Annotated in this window: 1 protein-coding gene; it reads left to right on the top strand. The window is 74.9% G+C overall.

Annotated elements, in window-relative coordinates:
* Positions 1–596: 596 nt before the first annotated feature.
* Positions 597–1,651 (top strand): serine/threonine-protein kinase (locus ACSNOD_RS30990; RefSeq protein WP_436770405.1); only part of this gene is annotated, 1,055 nt, incomplete at its 3' end.

The following is a 1,651-nucleotide window of genomic DNA, read 5'->3' as shown; positions in this document are numbered from 1 at the left end:
CGTGCGGGGGTCGGTGCCGCACCGGGGTACCTCCTCGGCGGCGCACGTGCTGCTTTGTGTTTCGGCTTTCTCGCCGTCTCGTGCGCCGCGCTGCGGGGGCACCCCGCTACGTCCCCTCCGGCCGGTCGGGGCGCACAAAGCGGGGTGGGGGGTTCTACGCGCTCTGCGTGCCTGGCTGAGCCGTGATCGCGACCTGCTGCTCACAGACGGCTCCGGCTTCGCCGGAGAAAAGAAGATGGGCGGGAAGCCGAGGGCCGGCCGTGACCACCTGTGGTTTTCCACCCCCTACCGCGGGCGCGTCGCCATGCCGGGCCGAGGGGACGTGGCGGGGTGCCCCCGCAGCGCGGCGCACATCTCCCCAGGGAGAGCCGAAGAACAAAGGTGCACGTGCGCCGCCGAGGAGGTACCCCGGCGCGGCACCGACCCCCGCACGAACAGAGCGCACGACCGCAACTCCCACCCCCGCGCCGAAGGCGCGGGAAAACGCGCTCACGTCACAGGCAACGTGAACGTGGTCGCCGCGCAGACCCGCCCGGAGGGCCCCGCGTCTATCCTCAGGTGGTTCGGAACCGCACGGGGCGACGGGGGCAACGGAAATGGACGAGTTGAGGTCCGACGATCCACAGAGGATCGGCGCATACCGCCTGCTCGGCAGGCTCGGCGCCGGCGGCATGGGCGTGGTCTACCTCGCCCGCTCCGACCGCGGCCGCACCGTCGCGGTGAAACTCGTCCGCGCGGCCCTGGCCGAGCAGGACGAGTTCCGCACCCGCTTCCGCCAGGAAGTCCGCGCCGCCCGCCAGGTCGGCGGCGCCTGGACCGCCCCCGTGCTGGACGCCGACACGGAGGCCGCGACCCCCTGGGTCGCGACCGGCTACATCGCGGGCCCGTCGCTGCAGAGCGTCATCACCCAGCACGGCCCGCTCCCGGAGCACTCCGTCCGCGTGCTGGCCGCCGGCCTGGCGTCCGCCCTGAAGGACATCCACACCGCCGGCCTGATCCACCGCGACCTCAAGCCGTCCAACGTGCTGGTCACCATCGACGGCCCCCGCGTCATCGACTTCGGCATCGCCCGCGCGCTGGAGGCCGGCGCGGACGGCGGCCTGACGCACACCGGCGCCCTCGTGGGCTCCCCGGGCTTCATGTCGCCCGAGCAGGTCCGCGGCGGCCGCGTCACGCCCGCCTGCGACGTGTTCTGCCTGGGCTCCGTGCTCGCCTTCGCCGCCGGCGGCCGGCTGCCGTTCGGCGCGGCCGGCAGCGGTGTACACGCGCTGATGTACCGCATCGCCGAGGAGGAGCCCGAGCTCGACCACCTGTCCGAGGGCTTGCGCGAGCTGATAGCCCCCTGCCTGGTGAAGGACCCGGCCGAGCGCCCCTCCCTCGACGAGGTGCTGGCCCTCACCGGCGCGGCCGACAGCCTCGCCGACGGCTCCGCGCCGGAGTCCTGGCTGCCCGCCGGGATCGTCGCCCAGCTCGGCCGGCACGCGATCAGCCTCCTGCACGCGGAGAACCCCGACGGCCCCGCGGACGGCGCCCCCGCGGCGCCCGCCCCCGTACCGCCCACGGCCACGGCCGTCGTCCCCGCCGCGTCCACCGCCGCGGCGCCGGAGTCGGAGGGGCCGGGAGAACCCGGAGAAGACGCCGACGTACCGGG

It is taken from the genome of Streptomyces sp. URMC 123 (assembly GCF_051386515.1).
Taxonomy (GTDB): Bacteria; Actinomycetota; Actinomycetes; order Streptomycetales; family Streptomycetaceae; genus Streptomyces.
This window is presented reverse-complemented; position numbering and strand designations above follow the sequence as displayed.